General features: G+C 44.7%; 1 protein-coding gene. It reads right to left on the reverse strand.

The window, feature by feature from the left end; translation table 11 throughout:
- Positions 1 to 68: 68 nt before the first annotated feature.
- On the reverse strand, positions 69 to 788 hold the full coding sequence (locus tag AC59IL_RS38930) for a group II intron maturase-specific domain-containing protein (RefSeq protein WP_496557669.1): 720 nt from the start codon (positions 786 to 788) through the stop codon (positions 69 to 71).
- Between the last annotated feature and the right edge of the window lie 8 nt (positions 789 to 796).

A 796-nucleotide genomic window follows, 5' to 3' on the forward strand; every position in this document is an offset into this window, starting at 1 on the left:
AGGTAGCGATTAGTTCGCTACCTGTCCCCTCCAGCCACCGTACGTACGGTTCCGTATACGGCGGCACATCAGAATAATACAGTGGGGAGGGTGCTTAACTCGGTAAGAGATAAGTACCCTTCTCTTTTAAGTAAGGAACTGTTCAATGCTCTTTGTAAAATTGGACTATGGCTTGTTCGCCAATAACCCTTTCGTGTGTTACCCCATTGATATGCCTGCCATTCGGGCGTCCCTAAATTCGCAAGCATTTTAGCGCGGGTTGAAGGTAGTTTCCATTGCTTCCAATAGCATAGCCTAATGCGACACCGAACCCATTCATCCAATCTTGTGAACGTGCTCTTTGCCTCGTTCAATTTGAAGTATTGTACCCAGCCCCGGTTTAGCTGCCTCAACATCTCGTAGCGCTTGTACATTGCGTACGGTTTGCTTCGCGAGGTAATTGACCGGACTTTTGACTTATACTTTGCTATACTGCTCTTTGCTATGTTCAGTCCCTTTTCTCCTTTCTTGTGGTAGAAGCTATATCCAAGAAGTTTACTTTCCCATGGTCGTGTAGCTACACTTTTGGTTCGGTTTACTTCCAGCTTCAGCTCCTTCTCAATGTAGGTACTTACACTTTTCAGTACGCGTTCTGCACTTCTTTTGCTTTTTACGAACACACAAACATCATCTGCATATCGTACAAACCGATGCCCTCGACCTTCCAGTTCTTTGTCCAGCTTGTCCAATAGTATATTGGATAGTATTGGACTAAGTACTCCTCGTACACAATTGGTAGTTTTTATCATCTTGCTCG

Source organism: Niastella sp. sgz303648, from assembly GCF_059587045.1.

What these genes read in the sequence shown, in the direction of transcription:
- AC59IL_RS38930 (WP_496557669.1), bottom strand. Translation starts at nt 788, where the DNA reads ATGATAAAAACTACCAATTGTGTACGAGGAGTACTTAGTCCAATACTA.